A 25,927-nucleotide genomic window follows, 5' to 3' on the forward strand; every position below is an offset into this window, starting at 1 on the left:
GTCTCGACGAGACGCCGCCGTCACGCTGCGGCGCCGCCCGGACCTGAGGGCAGGCCGGTCCCGGAGCGTAGCGTCCACCCCATGACGAAGCACTGGGTCACCCCCGAGTTCGGCGGCAGCGAGGTCCTCGAGTACGTCGACGTCGAGGTGCCCGCCCCCGGCACCGGCGAGGTCACGATCGACGTCCGTGCCGCCGGCATGAACCCCGCCGACACGAAGCACACCCGGCAGGGTGACCCGTCCGACCTGCCGATCGCGGTCGGGTACGAGGTGTCCGGCGTGATCAGCGCGGTCGGCCCCGGCACCGAGATCGCCTCGGGCGGGGGAGCGGTCGGCGACGAGGTCCTCGCCTTCCGGGTCGAGGGCGGCTGGGCCGAGCGCATCACCGTCCCGGCCGCGGACGTCTTCGCCAAGCCCGCGTCGCTCGACCACCCGCAGGCCGCGAACCTGCTGCTCGCCGGGACCACCGCCGCCGACATGATCCGGGTCACCCGTGCCGAGGGACGCGACACGGTCCTGGTGCACGGCGCCTCCGGTGCGGTCGGGGTCGCCGTCCTGCAGCTCCTCCGCCAGCTCGGCACACGCGTCATCGGCACCGCCTCGGAACGCAACGCCGAGACCGTCCGCCGCTTCGGGGGCGAGTGGGTCGCGTACGGCGACGGCCTGGAGGCGCGCGTCCGGGACCTCGCACCCTCCGGTGTGGACGTGGCGCTGGACTGCGTCGGGACGGACGAGGCGGTCGACGTGTCGCTGGCACTCGTCGCCGACCGCTCCCGCATCGTGACCATCGCGGCCTTCGGCCGCGCGCAGCAGGACGGCTTCCCCGCGGTGGGCGGTGCGCAGCCGGAGAGCCAGGCCTTCCGGGACTCCGTGCGGCAGCGGCTGGTCGACCTCGCCGCGGCGGGGGAGCTCGAGGTGCCCGTGGCGCGCACGTTCCCGCTCGCCGACGCGATGTACGCCGCCGAGGTGCTCGAGTCGCAGCACCCGGGCGGGAAGCTCGCACTGATCCCGTGAGGGCGCTCGGTTCTGGTTGACTCGACGGGTACGTCGCACGACCGAACACCACGAGGGGGATCACGTGAGCGACCAACGACCGTCCGAGCGACCGGGACCGACGGGCCCACCGTCGGCACCGCAGTACCAGCAGCCGCAGTACCAGCAGACGCAGTACGACCAGCCGCCGCAGTTCCGACCGCAGGGCCAGGCGCTGTACGAGCGTTCGGCGCCGGTGGGACCGGACGGGCGCCCTCCGCTCTGGGCACCCTGGTACGGCATCGGCTTCGTCCAGGCGTACGCGCGCTACTGGAGGAAGTACGTCCGCTTCGACGGGCGTGCGAGCCGCAGCGAGTTCTGGTGGGTGTACCTCTGGAACGTCGCGATCTCCGTCGTGCTGGGCGCGATCTGGGGCATCGGGTTCGCGCAGTCCGGCCGCGAGACGTACGTGACGCCGTCCGGGGTCGAGACGGTCGTCAGCGAGCCGTCCGCGCTGTTCTTCATCATGGGGTACGTGGGGACCCTGTGGATGCTCGTGATCGTGCTGCCCTCGATCGCCCTGGCGTGGCGACGCCTGCACGACGCGAACCTGGCGGGCCCGTTCTTCTTCCTCGGCCTGGTCCCGTTCTTCGGCGGGATCGCGCTCCTCGTATTCACCCTGCTCGACTCCAAGCCCGCAGGCGCCCGCTTCGACCGACCGGAGGGATCGCGATGACCAACGGCGAGCAGCACGACCGGAACCCTGAGCAGCCGCAGCCGCAGCCGCAGCCGCAGCCGCAGCAGCCGCCTCAGCAGCAGCAGCAGCCGTACGGCCAGCAGCAGCCGTACGGCCAGCCCTACCCCCAGCACCAGCCGTACCGACAGCCGTACCCGCAGTACCAGCAGCAGGCGCCGATCCCGACGGACGCCAGCGGCGCCCCGCCGCTCTGGGCGCCCTGGTACGGCGCCGGGTTCCTCGACGCCTTCGTCCGGTTCTGGAAGAAGTACGCCCGGTTCGACGGGCGCGCGAGCCGCAGTGAGTTCTGGTGGTGGTACCTGGCGAACGCGATCGTGGTGACGGTCCTGTTCAGTGCGTACATCGCCTCGATCCTCGTCTGGGCGGCCGGGGCCACCACGACGGACGAGTACGGCACCACGACCTCGACCGGCGGCTTCCCGGCGGTCGCGCTCCTGTTCGCCGGGCTGCTCGGGCTGTGGGGACTCGCGACGTTCGTCCCGTCCCTCGCGCTCGGCTGGCGCCGCGTGCACGACGCCGGTCTCGCCGGCCCCTTCTGGCTGGTCTCCTTCGCGGCTGGGGTCGCCGGCATCGTCTTCGGGTGCCTGGAGTCGAGCCCCGCCGGGGCGCAGTACGACCGACCGGAGGCACCCGGCCCGCAGGTCTGAGCGCCCGGACACGACGAAGCGGCCCACCCCGGCAGGGGTGGGCCGCTTCGTCACGTCAGGGAGATGGGCGGAGGCTCAGACCACCCGGAGACGGACCAGCGAACCGTCCACGACGAGGTCGCGCACCGTGACGGACGGGTCGGCCGTCGCGAACCGCAGCGCGCCTCCCGGCTGGTCGAACCAGGGCTGCACGAACGTGACCGTGACCATGAAGGGGCGGTCGACGACGTAGCGGTGCACCTCGGGTGCCGCCGCGACGTGCGGCGGCAGTGACCGCTGGGGGAGCGGGGTGTCGAGCGGGTGCAGCAGGTAGCCGTCGGGGCCGCCGACCCGGTCGACGGGGACGCCGGCCGGGATCTGGATGGTGAGGCCCTGCGGACCGGCCTGGCCGACCTGCTGTGCGAGCTGCGGGTACGTCGACGCAGCACGGTCACGCAGCCCGTCGAGCTCGTGCCGGGGGATGTCCCGCGGTGCCGGGAAGGCGCGGTTGAGGAAGCGGCGGAGCATCTCGACGGCGTCGTCCTCACCACGCGCGGTGGCGAGTCGGCGAGCGGTGCCGTAGTCGACGACCTCGAGCGCGAAGTCACCGTGCGCCTCGGCAGGGACGACCCGGAGTGCACCCTCGACCGGGGGCTCGCCGAGCGTCTCACCGGGGAGCTGCACGTAGCGGATCGTGTAGCCGAGCTGGTCCAGGATGGGGCGGGTCTCCGCGAACGTCATGGGCGCGAGCCTACCGGCCGGTTCCATGCCGTTCGCCGAGACACCGCCGTGCCCCCGGTGGGTCGACGTCTCACACGCCGCCGCGCATGATCGCCTGCTTGACCTCGGAGATCGCCTTGGTCACCTGGATGCCGCGCGGGCAGGCGTCGGTGCAGTTGAAGGTGGTGCGGCAACGCCACACGCCCTCCTTGTCGTTGAGGATGTCGAGGCGCACGTTCGCCGAGTCGTCGCGCGAGTCGAAGATGAAGCGGTGTGCGTTGACGATCGCCGCCGGGCCGAAGTACTGCCCGTCGGTCCAGAACACGGGGCACGACGAGGTGCACGCGGCGCAGAGGATGCACTTCGTGGTGTCGTCGAACCGGGCGCGGTCGGCGACGGACTGCACGCGCTCCTTGCCCTTCTCCGGCTTGCTCGAGGCCTGCAGGAACGGCTGGACCTCGCGGTAGGACTGGAAGAACGGCTCCATGTCCACGACCAGGTCCTTCTCGAGGGGCAGGCCCTTGATCGCCTCGACGTAGATCGGCTTCGACACGTCGAGGTCCTTGATCAGGGTCTTGCACGCGAGCCGGTTGCGCCCGTTGATGCGCATCGCGTCCGAGCCGCACACGCCGTGCGCGCAGGACCGACGGAACGTGAGCGAGCCGTCCTGCTCCCACTTGATCTGGTGCAGGGCGTCGAGGATGCGGTCCGTCGGCAGCATCATCACGTCGAAGTCCTGCCAGCGCGGCTCGTCGTCGACGTCCGGGTCGAACCGGCGGACGATGATCGTGACGGGGAACGATCCGGGAGGAGCGCTCTGCACGGTGTCGGTGCGCGGGCTGTCGGAGACCAGGGTGTCGGTCATCAGTACTTCCTCTCCATCGGCTCGTACCGCGTCACGACGACGGGCTTCCAGTCGAGTGTGATGTGGTCGTCGGCGAGTGACGAGTGCGGGTCGCCCGTCAGGTACGCCATGGTGTGCTGCATGTAGTTCTCGTCGTCGCGCTTCGGGTAGTCGTCGCGCATGTGGCCGCCGCGGCTCTCCTTGCGGTTCCGCGCGGAGAACACGACCACCTCGGCCAGGTCGAGCAGGAACCCGAGTTCGACGGCTTCGAGCAGGTCGGTGTTGAAGCGCTTGCCCTTGTCCTGCACGGCGATGTTCAGGTACCGCTCGCGGAGCTGGTGGATCGTCTCGGTCATCTTGCCGAGCGACTCGTCGGTGCGGAACACCTGCGCGTTCTTGTCCATCTCGTCCTGCAGCTCCTTGCGGAGGACGGCGATGCGCTCGGTCCCGGTCGAGGCGCGGAGCTGGTCGAGCATCCCGCGGACGCCGGCGGCCGGGTCCTCGGGCAGGGGGAGGAACTCGGCGGTCTGCACCCACTCGGCCGCGTTGTTGCCCGAGCGCTTGCCGAAGACGTTGATGTCGAGCAGCGAGTTGGTGCCGAGGCGGTTCGAGCCGTGCACGGACACGCAGGCGCACTCGCCGGCGGCGTACAGGCCGGGCACGACCGTGGTGTTGTCGTAGAGCACCTCGGCGTTGGTGTTCGTCGGGATGCCGCCCATCGCGTAGTGCGCGGTCGGCATGACCGGCACCGGCTCGACGACCGGGTCGACACCGAGGTAGGTGCGGGCGAACTCGGTGATGTCCGGCAGCTTCGTCTCGAGCACCTCGGCACCGAGGTGGGTGCAGTCGAGGAGGACGTAGTCCTTGTTCGGACCGGCACCGCGCCCCTCGGCGACCTCCTGCACCATGCACCGGGCGACGATGTCGCGGGGCGCGAGGTCCTTGATGGTCGGGGCGTACCGCTCCATGAAGCGCTCGCCCGAGGCGTTGCGGAGGATCGCGCCCTCGCCGCGGGCACCCTCGGTGAGCAGGATGCCGAGGCCGGCGAGGCCGGTCGGGTGGAACTGGAAGAACTCCATGTCCTCGAGCGGCAGACCCTGGCGCCAGACGATGCCGACGCCGTCACCGGTCAGGGTGTGGGCGTTCGAGGTCGTCTTGTACATCTTGCCGAAGCCGCCGGTCGCGAAGATCACGGCCTTGGCGTGGAAGACGTGCAGTTCACCGGTCGCGAGCTCGAACGCGACGACGCCAGCGGGCTGCTGACGGGTGACCCCGTCGTCGCCGACGACGTCGACCATGACGAGGTCCAGCGCGTAGAACTCGTTGTGGAACTCGACGCCGAGCTTCACGCAGTTCTGGAACAGCGTCTGCAGGATCATGTGGCCCGTGCGGTCGGCCGCGTAGCAGGCCCGGCGGACGGGGGCCTTGCCGTGGTCACGCGTGTGCCCGCCGAAGCGCCGCTGGTCGATCTTGCCCTCGGGCGTGCGGTTGAACGGCAGGCCCATGTTCTCGAGGTCGATGACGGCGTCGATCGCCTCCTTCGCCAGGATCTCGGCGGCGTCCTGGTCGACCAGGTAGTCACCGCCCTTGATCGTGTCGAAGGTGTGCCACTCCCACGAGTCCTCCTCGACGTTGGCCAGGGCCGCAGCCATGCCGCCCTGGGCCGCACCGGTGTGCGAGCGCGTCGGGTAGAGCTTCGAGATGACGGCCGTCTTCGCCTTCGGGCCGGCTTCGATGGCGGCACGCATGCCGGCACCGCCCGCGCCGATGATGACGATGTCGTGCTGGTGGTGGTGGACGGTGGTCTCGCTCACTGGGGCCTTTCGGGGTGGGTCAGCGCGCCGGCGGGGTGGTCGCGGCGTTCGCGTGGGTCTACGGCGCGGTGCTCGTGGCCGAGCCGTGCTGCTACTGCGCGGGGCAGAACGACGGCAGGTCGGCAGCGGCGGCGCCGGCCGGGCACGGGTCGAACGTCCAGCAGACGAGCAGGCCGAGCACGACCAGCGCGACGCACGCGATGAGCACCGCGAGCAGCAGGGTCTTCCGGATGCCGGGCTTCGCGACGTAGTCGTTGATGATCGTCCGCATGCCGTTCGAGCCGTGCACGAGGGCGAGGACGAGCATCAGGGAGTCCCAGACCTGCCAGAAGGGGTTCGCCCACTTGCCGGCGACGAAGGCGAAGTCGATCTGCTTGACGCCTTCGCCGGCGACCATGTTGACGAAGAGGTGGCCGAAGATCAGCACGACGAGCAGGACGCCCGAGGCGCGCATGTAGATCCACCCCCACTTCTCCCAGTTGGTGGTGCGGCGGGCTGCTGCGGCCGAACGAGGCGGCTCGACGATCTGCGTGGTCATGTCCGTGGGTCCCTTCGCCTACTGGAAGTCCGCGACGAGGTTCATGAGCTGACGGGGCAGGAAGCCCGCGATCAGGACGGCCCACACGACCAGGACGATCCAGAACATGGCGCGCTGGTACTTCGGCCCCTTCGACCAGAAGTCGACCAGGATGATCCGCAGCCCGTTCAGCGCGTGGAAGACGATCGCCATCACGAGCGCGATCTCACCGATGTTCATGATCGGCGTCTTGTAGGTGCCGATCACGGCGTTGTACGCCTCGGGGGACAGGCGCACCAGCGCGGTGTCGAGGATGTGCACGAGCAGGAAGAAGTAGATCGCGACACCGGTGATGCGGTGCAGCACCCAGGACCACATCCCCGTGGACCCGCGGTACAGCGTTCCTTCGAGCTTCCGGGACGCACGGGGCGCCTCGATCGTCACTCTCGGTTCGACGATCGTCGTCCCGCCTGCGGTCTGCTCGGCCATGAGCGAGTCCTCCCATAGGACGGGCTCGTCCGATCGGCGAGCCCTTGCCGTTCGTGTTCGTGTGGAACACGTCCCATCCTATGCGCGTGCGCTGACACTCTCGTCCCACCCGACACGGAGGGTCCGGGACAGGGTCGGCGGAGCACCGATCGTGCGGGCGGTGTCGTGGTGTGCGAGGAGTTGGTCGCCGACGGCCTCCCACGTGGTGCCCTCGACCCGGAGACGCCCGGCCGAGCCCATCCGTGCGGCCGCCGCCGGGTCCGTCACGAGCCCGAGCACGGCGTGACGGAGTGCCTGGGGCACGTCGGGGTCGTACAGCTCGCCGTCGAGGCCGGGCGCGACGAGGTCGATCGGGCCGCCCGATGCCGGCGCGACGACCGGCAGGCCACTCGCGTGGGCCTCCTGCAGGGTCTGCCCGAAGGTCTCGGCCGGACCCGTGTGCACGAAGACGTCGAGCATCGCGTAGGCGTCGGCCAGGGCGTCGCCGCGCAGGGGTCCCGTGAACGTGACGTCGAGGTGTCGCAGCCGACGCTCGAGGGACGCACGCGACGGCCCGCCGCCGGCGACGACCAGCCGGATGCCCGGGACGCCGCCGAGCTCGGCGAGCCGCTCGACCTCCTTCTCGGGCGCGAGTCGACCGACGTAGCCGACGATGGTCTCGCCACCCGGTGCGATCCGCCGCCGCGCCGCACGGACGTGCGCCGAGCGTCGCCGGTCCGGGTGGAACAGGTCGGTGTCGACACCGCGGCCCCAGCGGGCGACGCGGGGCACGCCGTCCTCGGCGAGCATCGCCGCGGTCGCGCTGGACGGGGCGAGCGTCAGCGACGCCCCCGCGTGGATGCGGCCCAGGATCCTCCTGACCAACGGGACGGTCGCGGTCAGCCCGTTGCGGCGGGCGAACCCGGCCACGTCGGTCTGGAAGACGGCGACGGAGGGGATGCCGAGCCTCCCGGCGGCCGTGATCGCGCGACCGCCCAGCAGGAACGGGCTCGCCGCGTGCAGCACGTCGGCGCCGGAGGCGGCGAGGATCGTGTCGAGCACGGGGTGGGGGAGCGCGACCGGGAACTGCCGGTATGCCACGGCGGGCACCCGGTGCACGTCGAATGACCGGTAGCGCTCGACCCGGGTCCCCGAGCGGAACCGAGCGAGACCGGGGGTGTCCGGGGCGATCACCACCGCGCGGTGGCCGCGGCGCTCCAGGTGGTCGAGGACCGCCAGGACGCTGGTGGTGACGCCGTTCAGGGTGGGCAGGAAGCTCTCGGTCACGACGGCGACGGTCCGCTGGGACGTGCCGCGCTCCACGCTGCGTGCGCTCATGGTGCTGTCCATGGTCCGCGCGCGCCGTGACCGGCCGGGGCGGTGCGGGTGAACGGGCGGCGCGCAGCCGGTGAACTCGCGCTGCGCTGCGAGCCGGTCGGGAGGCGCGGGGCACGGTGGTCCCGTCGGCTGCGGCCCGTCCCGGTGCGAGCGGCCGCTGCGGGCACCCGCAGGAGCGGTGCGGCGGTCGTCCGGGTGGCGTCCAGGTCACGTCCGGCGACACCGGTACGGTGAGCGGGTGGCAGACGCACTCGAGGACTTCTACGCGATCATCCCGGCCGGCGGCATCGGTTCCCGCCTCTGGCCGCTCTCGCGCGCCGACGCGCCCAAGTTCCTGCACGACCTGACCGGCTCCGGCGCGTCGCTCCTGCGGCAGACCTGGGACCGGCTCGCGCCGCTCGCCGGCGAGCAGCGGATCATGGTCGTGACCGGGCGGGCGCACCGAGCAGCCGTCGAGGCACAGCTGCCCGGCGTGGCCGACCACAACGTCGTGCTCGAGAGCGAGCCGAAGGACTCGACCGCGGCCATCGGGCTCGCCGCCGCCATCCTGCGCCGCCGTGAGCCGGACGTGGTCATCGGCTCGTTCGCGGCGGACCACGTCATCGGTGACGCCCGGGGCTTCCGCCGCTCGGTGCGCGAAGCCGTCGCCGCCGCACGCGCCGGGTACGTGACGACCATCGGCATCACCCCGACCGAGCCGGCGATCGGCTTCGGCTACATCCACGCCGACGGCGCCGCGCTCCCGGTCGAGGGTGCGTCGACGGTGCACGCGGTGAAGTCGTTCGTCGAGAAGCCCGACCTCGACACCGCCCGCGGCTACCTGGAGGACGGCTCGTACCTCTGGAACGCCGGCATGTTCATCGCGCGGGCCGACGTGCTGCTCGCCGAGATCGGTCGCACGAAGCCCGAGCTGCTCGCCGGCATCGAGGAGCTCGCCGCGGCGTGGGACACCTCCTCGCGCGGCGCGGTCGTCGACGCGATCTGGCCGGGGCTCGAGAAGATCGCCATCGACTACACCGTGGCCGAGCCCGCCGCCGCCGCGGGGCGCATGGCCGTCGTGCCCGGCGACTTCGACTGGGACGACGTCGGCGACTTCGCCTCGCTCGCGAAGCTGCAGTCCGGCGGGCGGGCGAACAACCTCGCCGTGCTCGGCGACGGCGCGCGGATCCTCGCCGACTCGTCGAGCGGCATCGTCGTGGCGCACAGCCAGCGGCTCATCTCGCTCATCGGGGTCGAGGACATCGTCGTCGTCGACACCCCGGACGCGCTGCTCGTCACCACGAGCGCGAACGCGCAGCGGGTCAAGGGTGTGGTGGACGCACTGAAGCTGAGCGGTCGGGGGGACGTGCTCTGACGGTCCGCCGACCTGGTGTACGGTGATGTTCCGGTCGCGGGGGCCGGGCTGACTCGGGGGAGTGCTGATGGGGGACATCCAGTTCGAGACTTCGGACGCGAGTGCGCTCGCACGTGTCGCGCGACGAGCCGCTGACACGTTGCGAGGGCAGGCCGGTCCGCGGTCGGGCGCCGTCGCATCCGCGCTCGACGACGCTGCTGGCTCGTACGCCGACCGGTTCCGTGAGGCGGCCGTGGTCGAGGCCGAGGACCGGGCACGACTGGCGGGCGTGCTGGTCGACCTCGCCGACCAGATCGACGCCGCGGTCGCTGCTGCGGAGCGCGAACGGGAGCGCCAGCGTGACCACGCCGACTGGAAGGCGCGTGACGCCGACCGGAAGCGGGCGGCGTCCGTGGCCGAGGCCTTCGCCGGTTCCGCAGGACGATCGGTCGTCGACGCACTGGAGCGCTTCGGCGATCCCGAGCCGGCGACCGAACCCGAGCCGAGGCCGGAGGTCGACGCCGAGTTCCGCGGTCGGGAGCGTGCGCGCTACGGCGACGGAGCGAGCCGTGGCAGGAGTTCTGCCGATCCGAGCGCGCTCCGGGCCTTCGTGACGACGACCTCGGGACCGGACACGACCGCGTCGGCCGAGTCCGAGCGCGTGCGATCGGCGTGGTCCTCCTTCCGGTCCTCCTGCGCCTGGGTCACGGTCGACCGCGCGAGCATGCCGGCGGGTTTCGCGCGCTACGTGCGCGAGAACGACGAGGATCGGAGCTGGATCGGCAGGATCGCCGACGCCTTCGAGGCCGCCGGCGGCAGTGGGTCGCTGTCGAACGCGGCTCTCGACATCGCGGCGACCGGACAGGCGGCGCCTGCCCTCCAACGGCTGTTCGCGGAGCACCTGACGCCGACGGAGGTCGCGGAGCGCTGGGCTGCGCTCGGGCTGACGACGGCCGACGCCAGCGTGTTCGACGGTTTCCCGACGGACGTGCTCGCGCGACTCGGGAACCTCGAGGGTGTCCCGTACTGGGCGCGGAGTACGGCGAACGCCCTCGTGCTGAACCAGCGACTGGTCGACGTGGAGCGCCAGATCGAGCAGCTGGAGCGGACGGTCGCATCGGCGGGTGACGGCTCACGGGTGTTGGCGCGGGAACTGACGGCGCGGTACGCGGACCGCAAGGCCCTCCGGAACGTCAATGCTGCCTTGACGAAGAAGGGTTCCGACGGCAAGCGCTTCCTCATCGCTCTCACGGATGATCGACCGCCGCTCGCTGCCGTCTCGATCGGCGATCTGGACCGTGCGAAGTCAGCGACCTGGGCTGTCCCTGGTATGGACACCACGACAGCGGACATGACGACGTGGGCGAGGGCCGCTCAGAACATCGCCGATGAGCAAACGGACGTTGCGGACACCACAGACGTCGCAGACCCTTCGGATCGAGCAGTCGTCGCTTGGGTCGGCTACACCACCCCGGGACCACAGGATGTGCTCCTCATGGCCAAGGCGAAGGACGGCGGCAAGCGTCTCGCAGATTCGATCCGCGGGTTCTCAGCCGTCCGCGGAACTGATGACGTGCAGACGAACGTCGTGGCGCACTCCTACGGCACGACCGCGGGCGCTGTGGCTCTGGCCGAGCGGGGTGTCCACGTTGATCGGTTCGTCGCACTGGGTTCTGCCGGGCTGCCCGATGGTCTCGACGATGCGCAGCAGCTGCACGCAGACCAGGTCTTCGCGGCTCAGGCGAAGGACGGCCCCACCGGCGAGTCCGGACAGGGTGACGAATGGGCGACGTTCGGCCGGGAGAAGAGCCTCGCCCATCGCGTCGACCCGACCGCGCAGGGTTTCGGAGCGACCGTGTTCGGCGCCGACGGCGGGACTGGGAGCGAGGGGCAGACCCTTGCGTCGGTCCTGCATCACGCCCCGGTGTTCAAGGACCACCGAGGTTACCTGGACCGTGGTACCGAGTCACTGCACAACGTGGCACTCGCCACCACAGGTCAGGACGAGTTGCTGACCGGGGCGCGAGATCGATGACCCGGTCCGACGAAGGAGGAGGCACATGAACGCACGACACCGTGCTCGTCGCGCACTCGCGGCGACGGCGGCGCTACTGGCAGTCGTCGTCGTGACCGCCGGATGTGCCGGGCAGCAGCATGATGCAACCCGACCGACTGAGAGGACGTCCTCCGTGGACGCAGACACTGCGAAGCGAAACATGATCGACATCGTCGATCAGACAACGGCCGCGCTCGGCGGCGAATGGGAGACGCGGACGTCTCCCGATTACGTCGAGAGCTGCCAGCTGTCGAGCGACGAAGAAGGAGCTCGGTGGGTGTACCGAGTTGCTCGAGCAGAGTTCGCCGACGTCGAGGCGGACGCTGCTGCTGCCTCCGATGTCTGGAGGTCCGCCGGTCTGACCGTGGACCGACTCGCTGACTCCAAGGGGCCGGCGGTGGTCGCTCGCGGCGGCGATCGCGTCGAGATGATCCGTTTCTTCGCTTTCCCCGGCAACTACAGCATCCAAGCGCTCTCGATGTGCTTCGCTGGCGACGCAGACGAGATCGAGGAGCAGCAGGCCGACGAATGACCCGCGATCCCGGGTTCGTGGTGTCCTGGCCGTGCCGGATCAGCGCGCGCGACCTCGCAAGCCTCATCGTCGTCCTCGCGCTCGCGGGACTGAGCACCGGGTGTGCGTCCCGAGCGGTCGAGACGAGGACGGCCAGCGCAACGGATCCGATCGTGGACGCAGTGACCGCGAAGCAACAGATGATCGCCGCTGTGGACGACGCCACCGAGCTCCTCGGCGGAGTGTGGACGGCGCGGACCGGACCGGACGCAGCGGAGCGGTGCTCGTTGCCGGACGGGGAGCGCGGAGCACACTGGCGGTACCTGACGGGGAGCGCGATCGAGGGGCGGCCGGAGGAAGACGGCTCGGCGATGGCCGACCACTGGCGTGCGCAGGGCAAGCGCGTGACCGCGCGGGACACGAGCACCGGGCCGGTGGTCTTCGGTGGGGGAGGCGGGGACATCGCGTCCATCAGCTTCTACGCGGTCTCCGGCAACTACACCGGCCAGGCCGTCTCGCTGTGCTTCCCCGGCGACGCCGACCGCATGGCCGAGGACGACGCCGACGAGGTCGAGTGAGCCTCCGAGGACGAGACGCCGGAGCGTCTCGAGAGGAGACGAATGTCTGCCGAGCTGACCATGCGGCGCCTGACGAGCGTTGCCCTCACACCCCTCGCATTGCTGATCGTCATCAGCGGTTGCACGCAACACCCTCCGGTCGGCGAGACGCTGTCCGACGATGGAAGGACGGCCCAGGTGGACCCCGAGACTGCTCAGCGGAAGATGACCGAGCTCGTCGACAGGACCGCTGCGGCGCTCGGGGGCGAATGGGTCACCACGCAGGGTCCGGACTACGTCGACAGCTGCACGCTCCCCGACGGTGGACAAGGAGCCAACTGGGTCTACCTGACCACCAGGACGGACGGAGGGGGCAATCCGGACGACGATGCTGCGGCGGTCACGAAGACCTGGCAGTCCGCGGGCATGACCGTCGGACGAGTCGCGGATCCTGACGGCCCGGTCGTCGTCGGACGGGGTGGAGCCTCGACCGCGCTGATCGATCTGTACGCGTTCCCGGGCAAGTACACGCTGGAGGCCGAATCGCTCTGCTTCGCGGGGAGTGCCGACGAGATCGAAGAGGAGCAGAGCAGCGGGTCCTGATCCGCTCCGTCGAAGGAGGATGCGCATGCACGCAGGACGGCCCGCGCGTCGTCTGACCACGACCACGGGTCGAGGAGCAGCAGGCCGACGGGTGACGCACGGAGCATCGTTCACGGCGGTCTCCGTTCGCCGGAGCAGCGAGCGGATCGTCGCGAGCTCCGCCGTCGTCTTCGCGCTCGCGGGTCTGCTGCGCGGCTGTGTCCCCAGCGCGACCGACACAGCGACGGACCGACGAACGGAGTCCTACCCGGATGCAGCGACCGCGAAACAGCAGATGATCGACGCCGTGGACGATGCAACCCGACTCCTCGGCGGGCACTGGAAGGCGCGAGCCGGACCTGACCACCCCGAGGACTGCGTCCTGTCCGACGGCGAGCAGGGTGCGCAGTGGCGGTACCTCTCGGGGAGCACGCTGGCGGGTGACCCGTCCGAGGAGGGCGCCCGGATTGCGGAGCACTGGCGTGGGCAGGGGCTGCGGGTCATCGTCCGTGATCCAGACGACGGACCGGCGGTGCTCGGGCGCGGCGGTGAACAGATCGCTTCGATCAGTGCGTACGCCTCCCCCGGCAACTCCACGGTCCAGGCAGTGTCCCTGTGCTTCCCCGGCGACGCCGACCGCATCGCGGAGCAGCAGGCCGACGAGTGATGCAGGACCGTCGTCTGGTGCTTCCGTGCACGAACGACGGCAGGTGTCGCTCGCTGTAGCGCTCCACCACGAAATCCTCGGATCGTCCCCCGGACCGGGTCCCCGGGGGACGTCGGCGTTACGAGCGCGTTTCGTCGGGGTCGCGATCGGGTAACTGATCCCAGCAGTCCCTCAGGGGCGTTCTGTACCGGCCCGACGGTCGTGTACTGTCGCCACGATCGCCCGGAACGCACGTGGTCCGGGCACCGCCCCCCGGAGGAACCAACCCGTGACATCTCGTACCCGCAAGGTCCTGCTCAGCGGCCTCGCGCTCGCCGGCACCATGGCCGTCCTGGCCGGCTGCTCGGCTGCCCCGTCCGACACCACCTCGGCGAAGAAGACCGACTTCCGCCCCTGCATGGTCTCCGACGCCGGTGGCTTCGACGACAAGTCCTTCAACCAGCTCGGCTTCGACGGCATGGTCGACGCGGCGAAGGAGCTCGGCGCCGACTACAACAAGGCCGAGTCCAAGGACGCCACGGTCTACGACTCGAACATCGAGCAGCTCGTCAACCAGAACTGCAACATGATCATCACGGTCGGCTTCAACCTCGCAGACGCCACGAAGAAGCAGGCAGCTGCGAACCCCGACACCGAGTTCGCGATCATCGACGACAACTCGATCGACGCGAAGAACGTCAAGCCGATCACGTTCGACACCTCGCAGGCCGCCTTCCTGGCCGGCTACGCGGCGGCGTCCTACTCGAAGACCGGCGTCGTCGGCACCTTCGGCGGCATGCAGATCCCGACCGTCACCATCTTCATGGACGGCTTCGCGGACGGCGTGAAGTACTACAACGAGCAGAAGAAGAAGGACGTCAAGGTCGTCGGCTGGAACGTCGAGACCGGCAAGGGCTCCTTCACCGGTGGCTTCGAGGCGGGCACGCAGGCCAAGTCGGTCGCGCAGACCCTGCTCGACCAGGACGCCGACGTGATCCTGCCCGTCGGTGGCCCGATCTACCAGTCGGCAGCCGAGGCGATCAAGGACGCGAACAACGGTTCGGTCCTGATCGGCGCGGACAGCGACCTCTACGAAGCCGACCCCCGCTACAAGGACATCGCCTTCACCTCGGTGATGAAGGGGATGCGCCCGGCGGTCAAGGACGTCGTCGAGCAGGCGGCGGACGACAAGTTCTCGAAGGAGCCGTACGTCGGCACCCTGAAGAACGACGGCGTCGGCATCGCGCCGTTCCACGACTACGAGTCCAAGGTGGACTCGGGTCTGCAGGACGAGCTCGACAAGATCAAGTCGGGCATCATCGACGGCTCGATCACGGTCGAGACGCAGTCGGACAAGTAGTCGGGTGAACGCGGGCGGGGGATCGATCCTCCGCCCGCGTTTCCGCGCGTCCACCGACGGGTGACGCGCTGACCAACAGGAACGCAGTAGACAACATGAAGCTCGAGCTCCGCGGAATCACCAAGCGGTTCGGCCCCCTGGTCGCGAACGACCACATCTCCCTCACGGTCGAACCCGGTGAGGTGCACTGCCTCCTGGGCGAGAACGGTGCGGGCAAGTCCACCCTGATGAACGTGCTCTACGGCCTGTACCAGGCGGACGAGGGCGAGATCCTCCTGGACGACGTCGTCCAGGACTTCGACGGCCCCGGCGACGCCATGCGCTCCGGCATCGGCATGGTGCACCAGCACTTCATGCTCGTGCCGGTGTTCACCGTCGCCGAGAACGTCATGCTCGGTCAGGAGCAGACGACCTTCGGTGGTCGCCTCGACCTCGCCGGGGCCCGCAAGCGCGTCCGCGAGATCAGCGACCGCTTCGGCTTCGACGTCGACCCCGACGCCCGCATCGAGGACCTGCCCGTCGGCGTGCAGCAGCGCGTCGAGATCATCAAGGCGCTGTCCCGCGACGCGAAGGTCCTCGTCTTCGACGAGCCGACGGCGGTCCTGACGCCGCAGGAGACCGACGAGCTGATGGGCATCATGCGCCAGCTCCGCGAGGCCGGCACCGCGATCGTCTTCATCACGCACAAGCTGCGCGAGGTGCGCGAGGTCGCCGACCGGATCACGGTGATCCGCCTCGGCAAGGTCGTCGGCGAGGCCTCGCCGACCGCGACGAACAACGAGCTCGCTGCGCTCATGGTCGGCCGGGCCGTCTCGCTCGTCGTCGACAAGACGCCCGCGTCCGGCGGCGAGGACGCCCTCGTGGTCGAGGGCGTGACCGTCACCGACCCGTCGGGCGTCGTGCTCGTCGACGACGTCTCGTTCACCGTCCGCCGCGGCGAGGTCCTCGCCATCGCCGGTGTGCAGGGCAACGGGCAGACCGAGCTGACCGAGGCGATCATCGGCCTCGAGCCCGTGCACGCGGGTCGCATCACGCTCGACGGCAAGGAGCTCACCGGTCGCACGGTGAAGCAGGTCCTCGACGCGGGGGTGGGCTTCGTGCCCGAGGACCGCAAGGAGGACGGCCTGGTCGGGGAGTTCACGATCGCCGAGAACCTCATGCTCGACCGCGCCGACCACGACGAGTTCGTGCGGGCCGGCACGATCCGCGCCGCCGAGCGCGACGCGTTCGCCGACGAGAAGATCGCGGAGTTCGACATCCGCACGCCGTCCCGCACCACGGCGGCCGGTCGGCTGTCGGGCGGCAACCAGCAGAAGATCGTCCTCGCCCGCGAACTGAGCCGCGAGCTGCGGCTGTTCGTGGCCGCGCAGCCCACGCGCGGCATCGACGTCGGCTCGATCGAGTTCGTGCACAAGCGCATCGTCGCCACCCGCGACACCGGCGTCCCGGTCATCGTCGTCTCCACGGAGCTCGACGAGGTCGTGGCGCTCGCCGACCGGATCGCGGTCATGTACCGCGGCGGCATCGTCGGCATCGTCCCCGCGGACACCCCGCGCGACGTCCTCGGCCTCATGATGGCCGGGGAGATCCCAGAAGGAACGGAGCTGGCAGCGTGAGCACCCCCACGCCAGACAACACGCAGCCGGCGACCCCGGCCGAGGCACCCACCGACGACCGCATGCAGGACGTCGAGGGCACCCCGCACCTCATGACGGACTCGGCGGACGACACCGAGCGTCGGGCTGCCGGCGGTGACCGCTGGAGCACGGCGCTGCAGAGCATCGTCAACGGCTCCGTGCTCGTGACCGTCCTCGCCGTCGTCCTCGCCCTCGTCGCCTGCGGCATCCTGATCGCCGTCACCGACGAGAACGTCCGCGCGGCGGCCGGGTACTTCTTCGCCCGCCCCACCGACACCTTCCAGGCCGTCGGCACCGCGGTCGGTGGCGCGTACCGGTCGCTCTTCCAGGGCTCGGTCGTGAACTTCGGCGCGAGCTCCTTCGCGCAGGCCATCGCGCCGATCACACGCTCGGTCGACTACGCCGTGCCGCTGATCGCCGCGGGCCTCGGCATCGCGCTGTCCTTCCGGGCCGGCCTCTTCAACATCGGCGGCCAGGGTCAGATCCTCATCGGTGCCGCAGCCGCCGGCTGGGTCGGCTTCTCGTTCGACGGCCCCGCCGCGATCCACATCCCGCTCACCGTCGTCGCCGGCATCGTGGGCGGTGCGGTCTGGGGCGGCCTGGTCGGGGTCCTCAAGGCCCGCACCGGTGCCAACGAGGTCGTCCTGACGATCATGCTCAACTACGTCGCGCTCTACCTCGTCAGCTACCTGCTCCGCACGCCGGGGCTGCTGCAGGCGCCGGGCAGCTCGAACCCGATCTCGCCCGCCACGAAGGAGAGCGCGGTCTTCCCGGCGCTGTTCGGTCCCCGGTACGGCATCGACCTCGGCTTCGTCGTCGCGCTCATCGCCGTGGTCGTGGTGTGGTGGCTCGTCAACAAGTCGTCGCTCGGCTTCCGCTTCCGCACGATCGGTGAGAACCCGCGCGCCGCCCGCGTCGCCGGCATGAGCGTCCCCGCGCTCACCATCTGGGTGATGGTCATCTCCGGTGCGCTCGTCGGCATCGCCGGCGCCTACCAGGTGCAGGGCGCCGTGACCTCGGGCTTCACCTCGGGCATCGACGCCGGCATCGGCTTCGACGCGATCACGGTCGCCCTCCTCGGCCGTTCGAAGCCGTGGGGCGTGTTCTGGGCCGCGATCCTGTTCGGCGTCCTCAAGAACGGCGGCTACGCCATGCAGGCCGCGAACGACATCCCGATCGACATCGTCGGCGTGATCCAGGCGCTCATCGTCCTGTTCATCGCCGCACCGCCGCTCGTCCGCGCGATCTTCCGCATCCCGCAGCCGGGTGCGCGTCGTCGCGGTCGTGCCGCGAAGAACTCCCGGAAGGCGGTCGCCGCATGAGCACCACCACCACCGCGGCGCCCGCACCGGCGCTGTCCGACCGCCCGATCGAGACGACCCGGAGCTGGAAGGCCCCGATCGGCTTCGGCGTCTTCACCCTGCTCGCGCTGCTGTTCTTCGGCGTGCTCCACCGTGCCGGCGACACCACGTTCCGGCTCGCGAACGGCGGTGACTTCTTCGCGCTGCCGAACGTGCCGCTCCCCGCGACCGGTACCGGCATCGTCGTCATCGTCCTGCTGGCGCTCGCCACCGTGTACGCTGTCGTCGAGGTCCGCGCGAACCGCCGGATCCCGCTCTGGCTGACCGCGGTCTTCGCGGTCGTCTTCGTCGTCGGCTTCCTCGCCTGGTCGGCCGCCGGGGACACCATCCCCGTGCCGGGCCTGCTCCTGGGCGCCCTGGGACTCAGCGTCCCGCTCGTGTTCGGTGCCCTCGGCGGCGTCATCTCGGAGCGTGTCGGCGTCGTGAACATCGCCATCGAGGGCCAGTTCCTCGCCGGCGCGTTCACCTCGGCGATGATCGCCTCGTTGACCGGTTCCGCGTGGGTCGGCCTCGTCGGTGCGCTCGTCGCCGGCGTGCTCGTCTCGTTCCTCCTGGCGGCGTTCAGCATCAAGTACCTGGTCGACCAGGTCATCGTCGGTGTCGTCATCAATGCGTTCATCTCGGGCCTGACGGGCTTCCTCTACTCGCAGGTGCTCTCGCCGAACGAGCAGACGCTCAACATCGGCGTGCGCTTCCCGAAGCTCGAGATCCCGGTCCTGCACCAGATCCCGGTCATCGGCCCGGTGTTCTTCGAGCAGACGGTCGTCGTCTACCTCGCCTACGTCGCGGTCGCGGTCGTCACCTTCGCGCTGTTCAAGACCCGCTGGGGCCTGCGCCTCCGCGCGGTCGGCGAGCACCCGCAGGCCGCGGACACGGTGGGCATCAACGTCGCGCGGACGCGCTTCTGGAACGTCTCGCTCGCCGGCGCGATCGCCGGTCTCGGCGGCGCGTACTTCACGCTCGACGCGGTCGGCCCGTTCACGAAGGACATGACCGCGGGCGCGGGCTACATCGCCCTGGCCGCCGTCATCTTCGGTCGCTGGGACCCGATCCGCGCGACGCTCGCGGCGCTGCTGTTCGGCTTCGCGTCGAACCTGCAGAACATCCTCGGCGCGATCGACTCGCCGGTGCCGAGCGAGTTCCTGCTCATGCTGCCCTACGTGGTCACGATCTTCGCGGTCGCCGGCCTGGTCGGGCAGTCGCGCGGACCGGCGGCCGCCGGCAAGCCGTACACCAAGAGCTGACGGCCTGGAGGCGCGGCACATGACCGACACGAACCCTTCCGGTGACCAGGAGGTCACCACCGGCCCCGCGACCGGCGAGCCGTCCTGGACGGACCCGGCCACGAGCCTCCCGTCCGACCCGGACACCGTGATCGACGCGAGCGTCGACGTCGACTGGAGCGCCCTGCGGGACGCTGCGACCGCCGCGATGCGGCGGGCCTACGCGCCGTACTCGTCGTTCCCGGTCGGCGCTGCTGCACTCACCGACGACGGACGGATCGTCTCGGGCTGCAACATCGAGAACGCGTCGTACGGGGTCACCCTGTGCGCCGAGTGCTCGCTCGTCTCGCAGCTGCACATGACCGGCGGCGGCAAGCTCGTCGCGTTCACCTGCGTGGACGGCGACGGTGCGACGCTCATGCCGTGCGGCCGGTGCCGGCAGCTGCTGTTCGAGCACTCGACCGAGGGCATGCTCCTCGAGACGGTCTCGGGCATCCGCACGATCGACCAGGTGCTCCCCGACGCGTTCGGGCCCCGCACCCTCGCGACCTACCAGCAGGAGCACTGACATGGCAGTCGAGCCCTTCGACACCGTCGACCTCATCCGCACCAAGCGCTCCGGCGAGGCCCTGGCCACCGCCGAGATCGACTGGCTCGTCGACGCGTACACGCGCGGGTACGTCGAGGACCCGCAGATGGCGGCCCTGGCGATGGCGATCTTCCTCAACGGCATGGAACGGCGGGAGATCAAGGACCTGACGCTCGCGATGATCGCGTCGGGGGAGCGGATGTCGTTCGACGCCCTCGGCAAGACCACGGTGGACAAGCACTCCACCGGAGGCGTCGGGGACAAGATCACGCTGCCGCTCGCGCCGCTCGTCGCGTCGTTCGGGGTGGCGGTGCCCCAGCTCTCCGGCCGCGGGCTCGGCCACACCGGCGGCACGCTCGACAAGCTCGAGTCGATCGCCGGATGGCAGGCGTCGATCTCGAACGACCGCATGATGGAGGTGCTCCGCGACGTCGGCGCGGTCATCTGCGCGGCCGGCTCGGGACTGGCACCGGCGGACAAGAAGCTCTACGCGCTCCGTGACATCACCGGCACCGTCGAGTGCATCCCGCTCATCGCGTCGAGCATCATGTCGAAGAAGATCGCCGAGGGCACGGGTGCGCTCGTGCTCGACGTCAAGTTCGGCTCCGGTGCGTTCATGCCGACGTACGAGGCGTCGAAGGAGCTCGCGCAGACCATGGTCGACCTCGGCAACGACGCGGGCGTGGCGACCTCGGCGCTGCTCACCGACATGGAGGTCCCGCTCGGCCTGACGATCGGGAACGCGCTCGAGGTCCGGGAGTCGGTCGAGGTCCTGGCCGGCGGCGGCCCGTCCGACGTGGTCTCGCTGACGGTCGAGCTCGCGTCGGAGATGCTGCGGCTCGCCGGGCTGCCGGACGCCGATCCCGCGGCAGCGCTGGCCGACGGTCGCGCGATGGACACGTGGCGCCGGATGATCGAGGCACAGGGCGGCGACCCCGCTGCGGACCTGCCGGTCGCCCGCGAGCAGCACGTGGTCACGGCGACGGAGTCGGGTGTGCTCGTCCAGCAGGACGCCCTGCCGTTCGGCATCGCCGCGTGGCGTCTCGGCGCCGGCCGGGCCCGCGCGCAGGACCCGGTGCAGGCGGGAGCCGGCATCGAGCTGCACGTCAAGCCCGGCGACACCGTCACCGCGGGCCAGCCGCTCTGGACGCTCCACACCGACGAGCCGGCGCGCTTCGACCGCGCGCTGGAGTCGCTCGAGGGTGCGTGGGCGATCGGGTCGTCCGCGCCCGAGCGCGGCCCCATCGTGCGGGAGCGCATCACCGGCTGAGCGCCGCGGCCGCGACCCGGCCACACCGACCGGAGGCTCCCCACTCGTCTGTGGGGAGCCTCCAGTCGGTCCGTCCGTCTGTTGTGCACAGGTGCCGACGCGGCGTCGGCGACCACCGCTAGCCTGGGAGCATGAGCGCCGACGCCCCGACCTACCGCCTGCCCGACGCCGGAGCGGTCATCGACGACCTGCCCAAGGTCTCGCTGCACGACCACCTCGACGGGGGTCTGCGCCCGGCGACCATCGTCGACATGGCGGACGAGGCGGGCATCGAGCTGCCGACGACCGACCCCGAGGCACTCGGCGCATGGTTCGCCGAGCAGTCGAACAGCGGCTCGCTCGTCGAGTACCTGAAGACCTTCGACGTCACGACGTCGGTGATGCAGACCGCGCCGCAGCTGCACCGTGTCGCGAAGGAGTTCGTCGAGGACCTCGTGGCCGACGGGGTCGTCTACGGCGAGATCAGGTGGGCACCGGAGCAGCACCTGCGGGGTGGGCTGACGCTCGACGAGACGGTCGAGGCGGTGCAGGCCGGCATCGAGGAGGCGGTCGACGCCGCGGGTGGCGCGATCCGGATCGGCCAGCTGGTCACCGCGATGCGTCATGCGGACCGGTCGCTCGAGATCGCCGAGCTCGCCGTCCGGCACCGGGACCGCGGCGTGGTCGGCTTCGACATCGCGGGGGCCGAGGCAGGCTTCCCGCCCGCGAACCACCGTGCGGCGTTCGAGTACCTGGCATCCGAGCTGTTCCCGGTCACGGTCCACGCCGGCGAGGCCGACGGGCTGGCGTCGATCCGCTCCGCGCTGGTGGACGGTCGGGCGCTCCGCCTCGGCCACGGCGTCCGGATCTTCGAGGACATCACCCTGTCGGACGCCGGTGACGGCTCCACGCTGGCGTCGCTGGGCGAGATCGCGTCGTGGGTCCGCGACCGCGAGATCCCCCTCGAGGTCGCCCCGCAGTCGAACCTGCAGACCGGTGCGATCGCCGCGTGGGGCGACGACCTCGCCGACCACCCGTTCGACGTGCTGTACCAGCTCGGCTTCCGCGTGACGGTGAACACCGACAACCGCCTGATGAGCGGCACGTCGCTGTCACGCGAGCTCGCCCTGCTCGCCGGCACCTTCGGCTACGACCTCGACGACCTCGCCGCGTTCCAGATCAACGCCGCGCTCGGTTCGTTCCTGCCGCTCGAGGACCGCGAGGAGATCATCGCGACCATCACGGCCGGACACCAGGAGGCCTAGCGATGTCCCTGCCGCCGCTGCCGGACGACGCCGTCGTGCTCGGAGCGAGCGCGTCCTCGTGGCGCGACGCGCTCCGGCTCGCCGGTGCCGCGCTCGTCACCTCGGGGTCGGCGACGCCGCCGTACACCGACGCGATGATCGACCTGGTCGAGGAGCACGGCCCGTACATCGTCATCTCACCCGGGCTCGCGTTCGCGCACGCCCGGCCGGGACCGGCGGTGCTGCGGGACGGGCTGGCCGTCGTGACCCTGCGCGAACCGGTGTCGTTCGGGCACCCGCACAACGACCCGGTGTCGGTCGTCCTCGGGCTCGCGGTCGCCGAGGTCGGGACGCACCTCGAGTCGATCGGCGACATCGCGAACACGTTCAACGACGCCACGGTGACGGCGCGGCTCGCGGCGGCGGGCTCGGCGGACGAGGTCCGGACGATCATGGGGGTGTCGGCGTGAAGATCGTGACGATCTGCGGTGCGGGGATCGGGTCCAGCGGGATCCTCAAGGTGAACGCGGAGAAGGCCCTCGGCACGCTCGGGCTGTCGGCGTCGGTCGTCGCGGCGGACGTCGCCTCGGTGCGCGCCGTGGCCGAGGACGCCAACGTGATCCTGACCAGCCAGGAGTTCGTCGAGGCGATCGGGGAGACCTACGCCGAGGTCATCGTGATCCGGAACCACTTCGACCAGGGCGAGATCACGGCCGCGGTCGACCGGGCGCTCGGGGAGCACTGAGCAGCTCCCGACGCTGCCTCTAGAGTTGGGGCATGAGCACGGAGAACCCGCTGAACGACCCCGCCGCCGACCCGTTCGAGGTCGCCCGCGACGCCGCCGCCGTCATCGCCGACCGGTCCGGCATCGAGCGGCACGACATCGCCCTGACCCTGGGCTCCGGCTGGGGCAAGGCCGCCGACATCATCGGCGAGACGGTGTCCGAGATCCCCGCGGCCGAGGTCCCCGGCTTCAGCGCCTCTGCGGTGCCCGGACACTCCGGCACGGTCCGGTCGATCCGCCTGCAGGACGGCCGGCACGCACTCGTCATCGGTGCACGGACCCACTACTACGAGAACCACGGCGTCCGTCGCGTGGTGCACAGCGTTCGCACCGCCGCGGCGACCGGGGCGTCGGTCATGGTGCTGACCAACGGCGCCGGCGGCATCAAGGAGCACTGGACGCCCGGCACTCCGGTCCTCATCAGCGACCACATCAACCTGACGGCGGACAGCCCGCTCGAGGGCGCCACGTTCGTCGACCTGACCGACCTGTACTCGGCACGGCTGCGCGAGGTCGCGAAGTCGATCGACCCCACCCTCGACGAGGGCGTCTACACGCAGTTCCGCGGCCCGCACTACGAGACCCCGGCCGAGGTGCAGATGGCGAAGACCATCGGCGGGCACATCGTCGGCATGTCGACCGCGCTCGAGGCGATCGCCGCCCGTCAGGCGGGCATGGAGGTCCTCGGCTTCTCGCTCATCACGAACCTCGCCGCGGGCATCCAGAAGACCCCGCTCTCGCACGCCGAGGTGCTCGAGGCCGGGCGCGAGGCCGAGCCGGTCATCGCGGACCTCCTCGCCCGCGTGGTGGCGGCGCTGTGACCCGGCACGAGGGCGCCTCGGACGGCGCCATCGCGGACGGCGACCTCGGTGACGGCGGTGCCCTCGCCGCCGTGGACGAGGACGTCCTGTCCCGCGCCCGCGCGTGGGTGGAGCAGGACCCGGACGACGAGACCCGTGCGGAACTCCAGCAGCTGATCGACCGCGGCGACGCCGAGGAGCTCGCCGCGCGGTTCTCCGGTCGCCTGCAGTTCGGCACCGCCGGCCTCCGCGCCGAGCTCGGCGCCGGGCCGCAGCGCATGAACCGCGTCGTCGTCACGCAGGCCGCGGCGGGGCTCGCGCGCTTCCTGATCGACACCGGTCGTGACCGCAGCGTCGTGATCGGCTACGACGGCCGGGTCAACTCCGACGTCTTCGCTCGCGACTCCGCCGAGGTCATGCGCGGCCTCGGGCTCGAGGTCACCCTCCTGCCGTCCGCGCTCCCGACGCCGGTGCTCGCGTTCGCGGTGCGCCACCTCGGTGTCGGCGCGGGCGTCATGGTGACCGCGAGCCACAACCCGCCGCGGGACAACGGCTACAAGGTGTACCTCGGGGGCGAGGACGACGGTTCGCAGATCGTCCCGCCGGTCGACGGCGAGATCGCCGCGGCGATCGACGCGGTCGCCGCGGGGGACGTCCGCGACCTCGTGCGCTCCACCGACTACACGGTCGCCGGTCCGGAGCTCGCCCGGGCCTACGTCGACGCGACCGCCGCGACGGTGCCGGCCCCGACCCTCCCGGTCGACGCGCAACCGAAGGTCGTCTACACGGCGATGCACGGCGTCGGGTGGGAGACCGCGCGAGCCGTGTTCGCCGCGGCGGGGTTCGCCGAGCCCGCCGTCGTACCGGAGCAGATCGAGCCGGACGGCGCGTTCCCGACGGTGTCGTTCCCGAACCCGGAGGAGCCGGGTGCGATGGACCTGTCGATCGCGCGTGGTGTCGCGGTCGGGGCCGACCTGGTCATCGCGAACGACCCCGACGCCGATCGCCTCGCCCTGGCGATCCCCGACGGTGCCGGCTCGTTCCGTCGCCTGTCCGGCAACGAGGTCGGTTGGTTGCTCGGCTGGCGGGCCGCCGCTCGTGCGCAGGCCGCGGGCTCGTCGGACGGGTCGGGTGTGCTTGCGGCGTCGATCGTGTCCTCGCCCGCGCTCGCCCGCGTCGCGGAGCGGTACGGGCTCGGGTACCGGGACACCCTGACCGGGTTCAAGTGGGTCTCCCGCGTGCCCGACCTGGTGTTCGGGTACGAGGAGGCGCTCGGCTACCTCGTCGACCCCGGCGTCGTCCGCGACAAGGACGGCATCTCGGCGGCCCTGGCGCTGCTCGACCTCGCCGTCTCGCTCGCAGCCGAGGGCAGGACCGTCGCCGACCAGCTCGACGCCTTCGCGGCCGAGTTCGGGGCGTTCGCCTCCGGACAGGTGTCGACCCGCGTGGACGACCTGTCGCGGATCGGGGAGATCATGACGTCGCTGCGGTCGTCGGCGCCCTCGTCGCTCGGCGGCCGTACGGTCACCGGGGTGACGGACTACTCGGACGGCGTGGAGGGCTTCCCGCCGTCCGACATCCTGCGCTACGACCTCGAGGGCGGCGCGCGGGTCATCGTCCGCCCGAGCGGCACCGAGCCCAAGGTGAAGGTCTACATCGACACGGTGGCGGCCTCGCCGGCCGAGGCGCAGGCGCTCGTCGACGCCCTCGCCGCCGACGTGCGCCCGCTGGTGTCGTAGCCCGGCGCCGGCGCCGCTCCGCTCCGCTCGCCGCCGCCGCCGCTCCGCTCCGCTCCGCTCGCCGCCGCGCTGTCGAACCACGGATCCGACATCGAACCACGCCCTGCGCCTGGTTCGATGTCGGATTCGTGGTTCGTCACTCGTCGTCACGGCGCTGTGGAAGGGAGGCGTCCTTCACTCCGCGGCCGTCGAGCACTGTC

At 70.8% G+C, this 25,927-nt stretch carries 27 protein-coding genes; 20 read left to right on the forward strand and 7 right to left on the reverse strand.

What is annotated here, in order from left to right; genetic code table 11:
• Positions 1-81: 81 nt before the first annotated feature.
• From ACH0A8_RS02930 to ACH0A8_RS02940, 3 genes are all read left to right on the forward strand, one after another.
• A complete protein-coding gene (locus ACH0A8_RS02930) occupies positions 82-1,014 on the forward strand; it encodes an NADP-dependent oxidoreductase (RefSeq protein ID WP_406906437.1) in 933 nt (310 codons plus the stop codon).
• A gap of 64 nt (positions 1,015-1,078) precedes the next feature.
• Positions 1,079-1,708: a DUF805 domain-containing protein gene (locus tag ACH0A8_RS02935; protein ID WP_406906438.1), complete on the forward strand. Its 630-nt coding sequence runs from the start codon at positions 1,079-1,081 to the stop codon at positions 1,706-1,708.
• On the forward strand, positions 1,705-2,376 hold the full coding sequence (locus tag ACH0A8_RS02940; RefSeq protein WP_406906439.1) for a DUF805 domain-containing protein: 672 nt from the start codon (positions 1,705-1,707) through the stop codon (positions 2,374-2,376). Before ACH0A8_RS02935 ends, ACH0A8_RS02940 begins: the two co-directional genes overlap by 4 nt.
• Positions 2,377-2,451: 75 nt before the next feature.
• On the opposite strand, the gene ACH0A8_RS02945 is transcribed toward ACH0A8_RS02940, so the two are convergent.
• The 6 genes from ACH0A8_RS02945 to ACH0A8_RS02970 form a co-directional block, all read right to left on the reverse strand.
• Entirely contained in the window at positions 2,452-3,096 is a 645-nt protein-coding gene (locus ACH0A8_RS02945; RefSeq protein ID WP_066655114.1) for a glycohydrolase toxin TNT-related protein, read from the reverse strand.
• 70 nt (positions 3,097-3,166) lie between these two features.
• The gene (locus tag ACH0A8_RS02950) at positions 3,167-3,940 is read right to left on the reverse strand and encodes a succinate dehydrogenase iron-sulfur subunit (protein WP_066655113.1); all 774 of its coding nucleotides are present in this window, start codon (positions 3,938-3,940) and stop codon (positions 3,167-3,169) included.
• Positions 3,940-5,733, reverse strand: coding sequence for a succinate dehydrogenase flavoprotein subunit (gene sdhA, locus ACH0A8_RS02955; protein ID WP_066655109.1), 1,794 nt, complete (start codon positions 5,731-5,733; stop codon positions 3,940-3,942). The genes ACH0A8_RS02950 and sdhA overlap by 1 nt, the downstream gene beginning before the upstream one ends.
• Positions 5,734-5,824: 91 nt before the next feature.
• Positions 5,825-6,271 (reverse strand): succinate dehydrogenase, hydrophobic membrane anchor protein, encoded by a 447-nt coding sequence (gene sdhD / locus ACH0A8_RS02960; protein ID WP_066655106.1) that lies wholly within the window; start codon positions 6,269-6,271, stop codon positions 5,825-5,827.
• Between the two features lie 18 nt (positions 6,272-6,289).
• The gene (sdhC, locus tag ACH0A8_RS02965; RefSeq protein ID WP_209685124.1) at positions 6,290-6,739 is read right to left on the reverse strand and encodes a succinate dehydrogenase, cytochrome b556 subunit; all 450 of its coding nucleotides are present in this window, start codon (positions 6,737-6,739) and stop codon (positions 6,290-6,292) included.
• Between the two features lie 78 nt (positions 6,740-6,817).
• On the reverse strand, positions 6,818-8,056 hold the full coding sequence (locus ACH0A8_RS02970) for a glycosyltransferase family 1 protein (RefSeq protein ID WP_251159542.1): 1,239 nt from the start codon (positions 8,054-8,056) through the stop codon (positions 6,818-6,820).
• A gap of 238 nt (positions 8,057-8,294) precedes the next feature.
• Here ACH0A8_RS02970 and ACH0A8_RS02975 point away from each other — a divergent pair, with 238 nt between their 5' ends.
• On the forward strand, positions 8,295-9,410 hold the full coding sequence (locus ACH0A8_RS02975) for a mannose-1-phosphate guanylyltransferase (RefSeq protein WP_066655104.1): 1,116 nt from the start codon (positions 8,295-8,297) through the stop codon (positions 9,408-9,410).
• 528 nt (positions 9,411-9,938) lie between these two features.
• Here the strand turns inward: ACH0A8_RS02975 and ACH0A8_RS02980 are convergent.
• The gene (locus ACH0A8_RS02980) at positions 9,939-10,097 is read right to left on the reverse strand and encodes a hypothetical protein (RefSeq protein ID WP_209685128.1); all 159 of its coding nucleotides are present in this window, start codon (positions 10,095-10,097) and stop codon (positions 9,939-9,941) included.
• A gap of 40 nt (positions 10,098-10,137) precedes the next feature.
• Between ACH0A8_RS02980 and ACH0A8_RS02985 the strand changes: the two genes are divergently transcribed.
• The 16 genes from ACH0A8_RS02985 (at position 10,138) to ACH0A8_RS03060 (ending at position 25,727) form a co-directional block, all read left to right on the forward strand.
• Complete coding sequence (locus tag ACH0A8_RS02985; protein WP_406906442.1) at positions 10,138-11,424, forward strand: alpha/beta hydrolase; 1,287 nt, start codon at positions 10,138-10,140, stop codon at positions 11,422-11,424.
• A gap of 181 nt (positions 11,425-11,605) precedes the next feature.
• A complete protein-coding gene (locus ACH0A8_RS02990) occupies positions 11,606-11,977 on the forward strand; it encodes a hypothetical protein (protein ID WP_406906444.1) in 372 nt (123 codons plus the stop codon).
• Between the two features lie 161 nt (positions 11,978-12,138).
• Positions 12,139-12,534: a hypothetical protein gene (locus ACH0A8_RS02995; RefSeq protein WP_144411332.1), complete on the forward strand. Its 396-nt coding sequence runs from the start codon at positions 12,139-12,141 to the stop codon at positions 12,532-12,534.
• Between the two features lie 60 nt (positions 12,535-12,594).
• Positions 12,595-13,116, forward strand: coding sequence for a hypothetical protein (locus ACH0A8_RS03000; protein ID WP_144411331.1), 522 nt, complete (start codon positions 12,595-12,597; stop codon positions 13,114-13,116).
• A 286-nt stretch (positions 13,117-13,402) separates the two neighbouring features.
• Positions 13,403-13,762: a hypothetical protein gene (locus ACH0A8_RS03005; RefSeq protein ID WP_144411330.1), complete on the forward strand. Its 360-nt coding sequence runs from the start codon at positions 13,403-13,405 to the stop codon at positions 13,760-13,762.
• Between the two features lie 268 nt (positions 13,763-14,030).
• Positions 14,031-15,101, forward strand: a complete 1,071-nt coding sequence (locus tag ACH0A8_RS03010; protein WP_066655092.1) for a BMP family protein — start codon at positions 14,031-14,033, stop codon at positions 15,099-15,101.
• A 95-nt stretch (positions 15,102-15,196) separates the two neighbouring features.
• Positions 15,197-16,717, forward strand: coding sequence for an ABC transporter ATP-binding protein (locus tag ACH0A8_RS03015; protein ID WP_066655091.1), 1,521 nt, complete (start codon positions 15,197-15,199; stop codon positions 16,715-16,717).
• On the forward strand, positions 16,714-18,060 hold the full coding sequence (locus tag ACH0A8_RS03020; RefSeq protein WP_271825313.1) for an ABC transporter permease: 1,347 nt from the start codon (positions 16,714-16,716) through the stop codon (positions 18,058-18,060). The genes ACH0A8_RS03015 and ACH0A8_RS03020 overlap by 4 nt, the downstream gene beginning before the upstream one ends.
• Positions 18,057-19,343: an ABC transporter permease gene (locus tag ACH0A8_RS03025; RefSeq protein ID WP_066655089.1), complete on the forward strand. Its 1,287-nt coding sequence runs from the start codon at positions 18,057-18,059 to the stop codon at positions 19,341-19,343. The genes ACH0A8_RS03020 and ACH0A8_RS03025 overlap by 4 nt, the downstream gene beginning before the upstream one ends.
• A gap of 127 nt (positions 19,344-19,470) precedes the next feature.
• Positions 19,471-19,890 (forward strand): cytidine deaminase, encoded by a 420-nt coding sequence (locus ACH0A8_RS03030; RefSeq protein ID WP_066658412.1) that lies wholly within the window; start codon positions 19,471-19,473, stop codon positions 19,888-19,890.
• Position 19,891: 1 nt separating this feature from the next.
• Positions 19,892-21,181 carry a thymidine phosphorylase gene (locus ACH0A8_RS03035; RefSeq protein WP_209685137.1) on the forward strand — a complete coding sequence of 430 codons (1,290 nt, stop codon included), beginning with the start codon at positions 19,892-19,894 and terminating at the stop codon, positions 21,179-21,181.
• Between the two features lie 131 nt (positions 21,182-21,312).
• Entirely contained in the window at positions 21,313-22,425 is a 1,113-nt protein-coding gene (locus ACH0A8_RS03040) for an adenosine deaminase (RefSeq protein ID WP_209685139.1), read from the forward strand.
• 2 nt (positions 22,426-22,427) lie between these two features.
• Positions 22,428-22,874, forward strand: coding sequence for a PTS sugar transporter subunit IIA (locus tag ACH0A8_RS03045; protein WP_066655083.1), 447 nt, complete (start codon positions 22,428-22,430; stop codon positions 22,872-22,874).
• Positions 22,871-23,149 carry a PTS sugar transporter subunit IIB gene (locus ACH0A8_RS03050; RefSeq protein WP_209685140.1) on the forward strand — a complete coding sequence of 93 codons (279 nt, stop codon included), beginning with the start codon at positions 22,871-22,873 and terminating at the stop codon, positions 23,147-23,149. Before ACH0A8_RS03045 ends, ACH0A8_RS03050 begins: the two co-directional genes overlap by 4 nt.
• Before the next feature lie 32 nt (positions 23,150-23,181).
• Positions 23,182-24,009, forward strand: coding sequence for a purine-nucleoside phosphorylase (locus tag ACH0A8_RS03055; RefSeq protein WP_066655080.1), 828 nt, complete (start codon positions 23,182-23,184; stop codon positions 24,007-24,009).
• A gap of 71 nt (positions 24,010-24,080) precedes the next feature.
• Positions 24,081-25,727, forward strand: coding sequence for a phospho-sugar mutase (locus ACH0A8_RS03060; protein WP_406906525.1), 1,647 nt, complete (start codon positions 24,081-24,083; stop codon positions 25,725-25,727).
• Positions 25,728-25,927: the final 200 nt, after the last annotated feature.

This window comes from Curtobacterium sp. 179-B 9B NHS (genome assembly GCF_045370965.1).
Taxonomy (GTDB): domain Bacteria; phylum Actinomycetota; class Actinomycetes; order Actinomycetales; family Microbacteriaceae; genus Curtobacterium.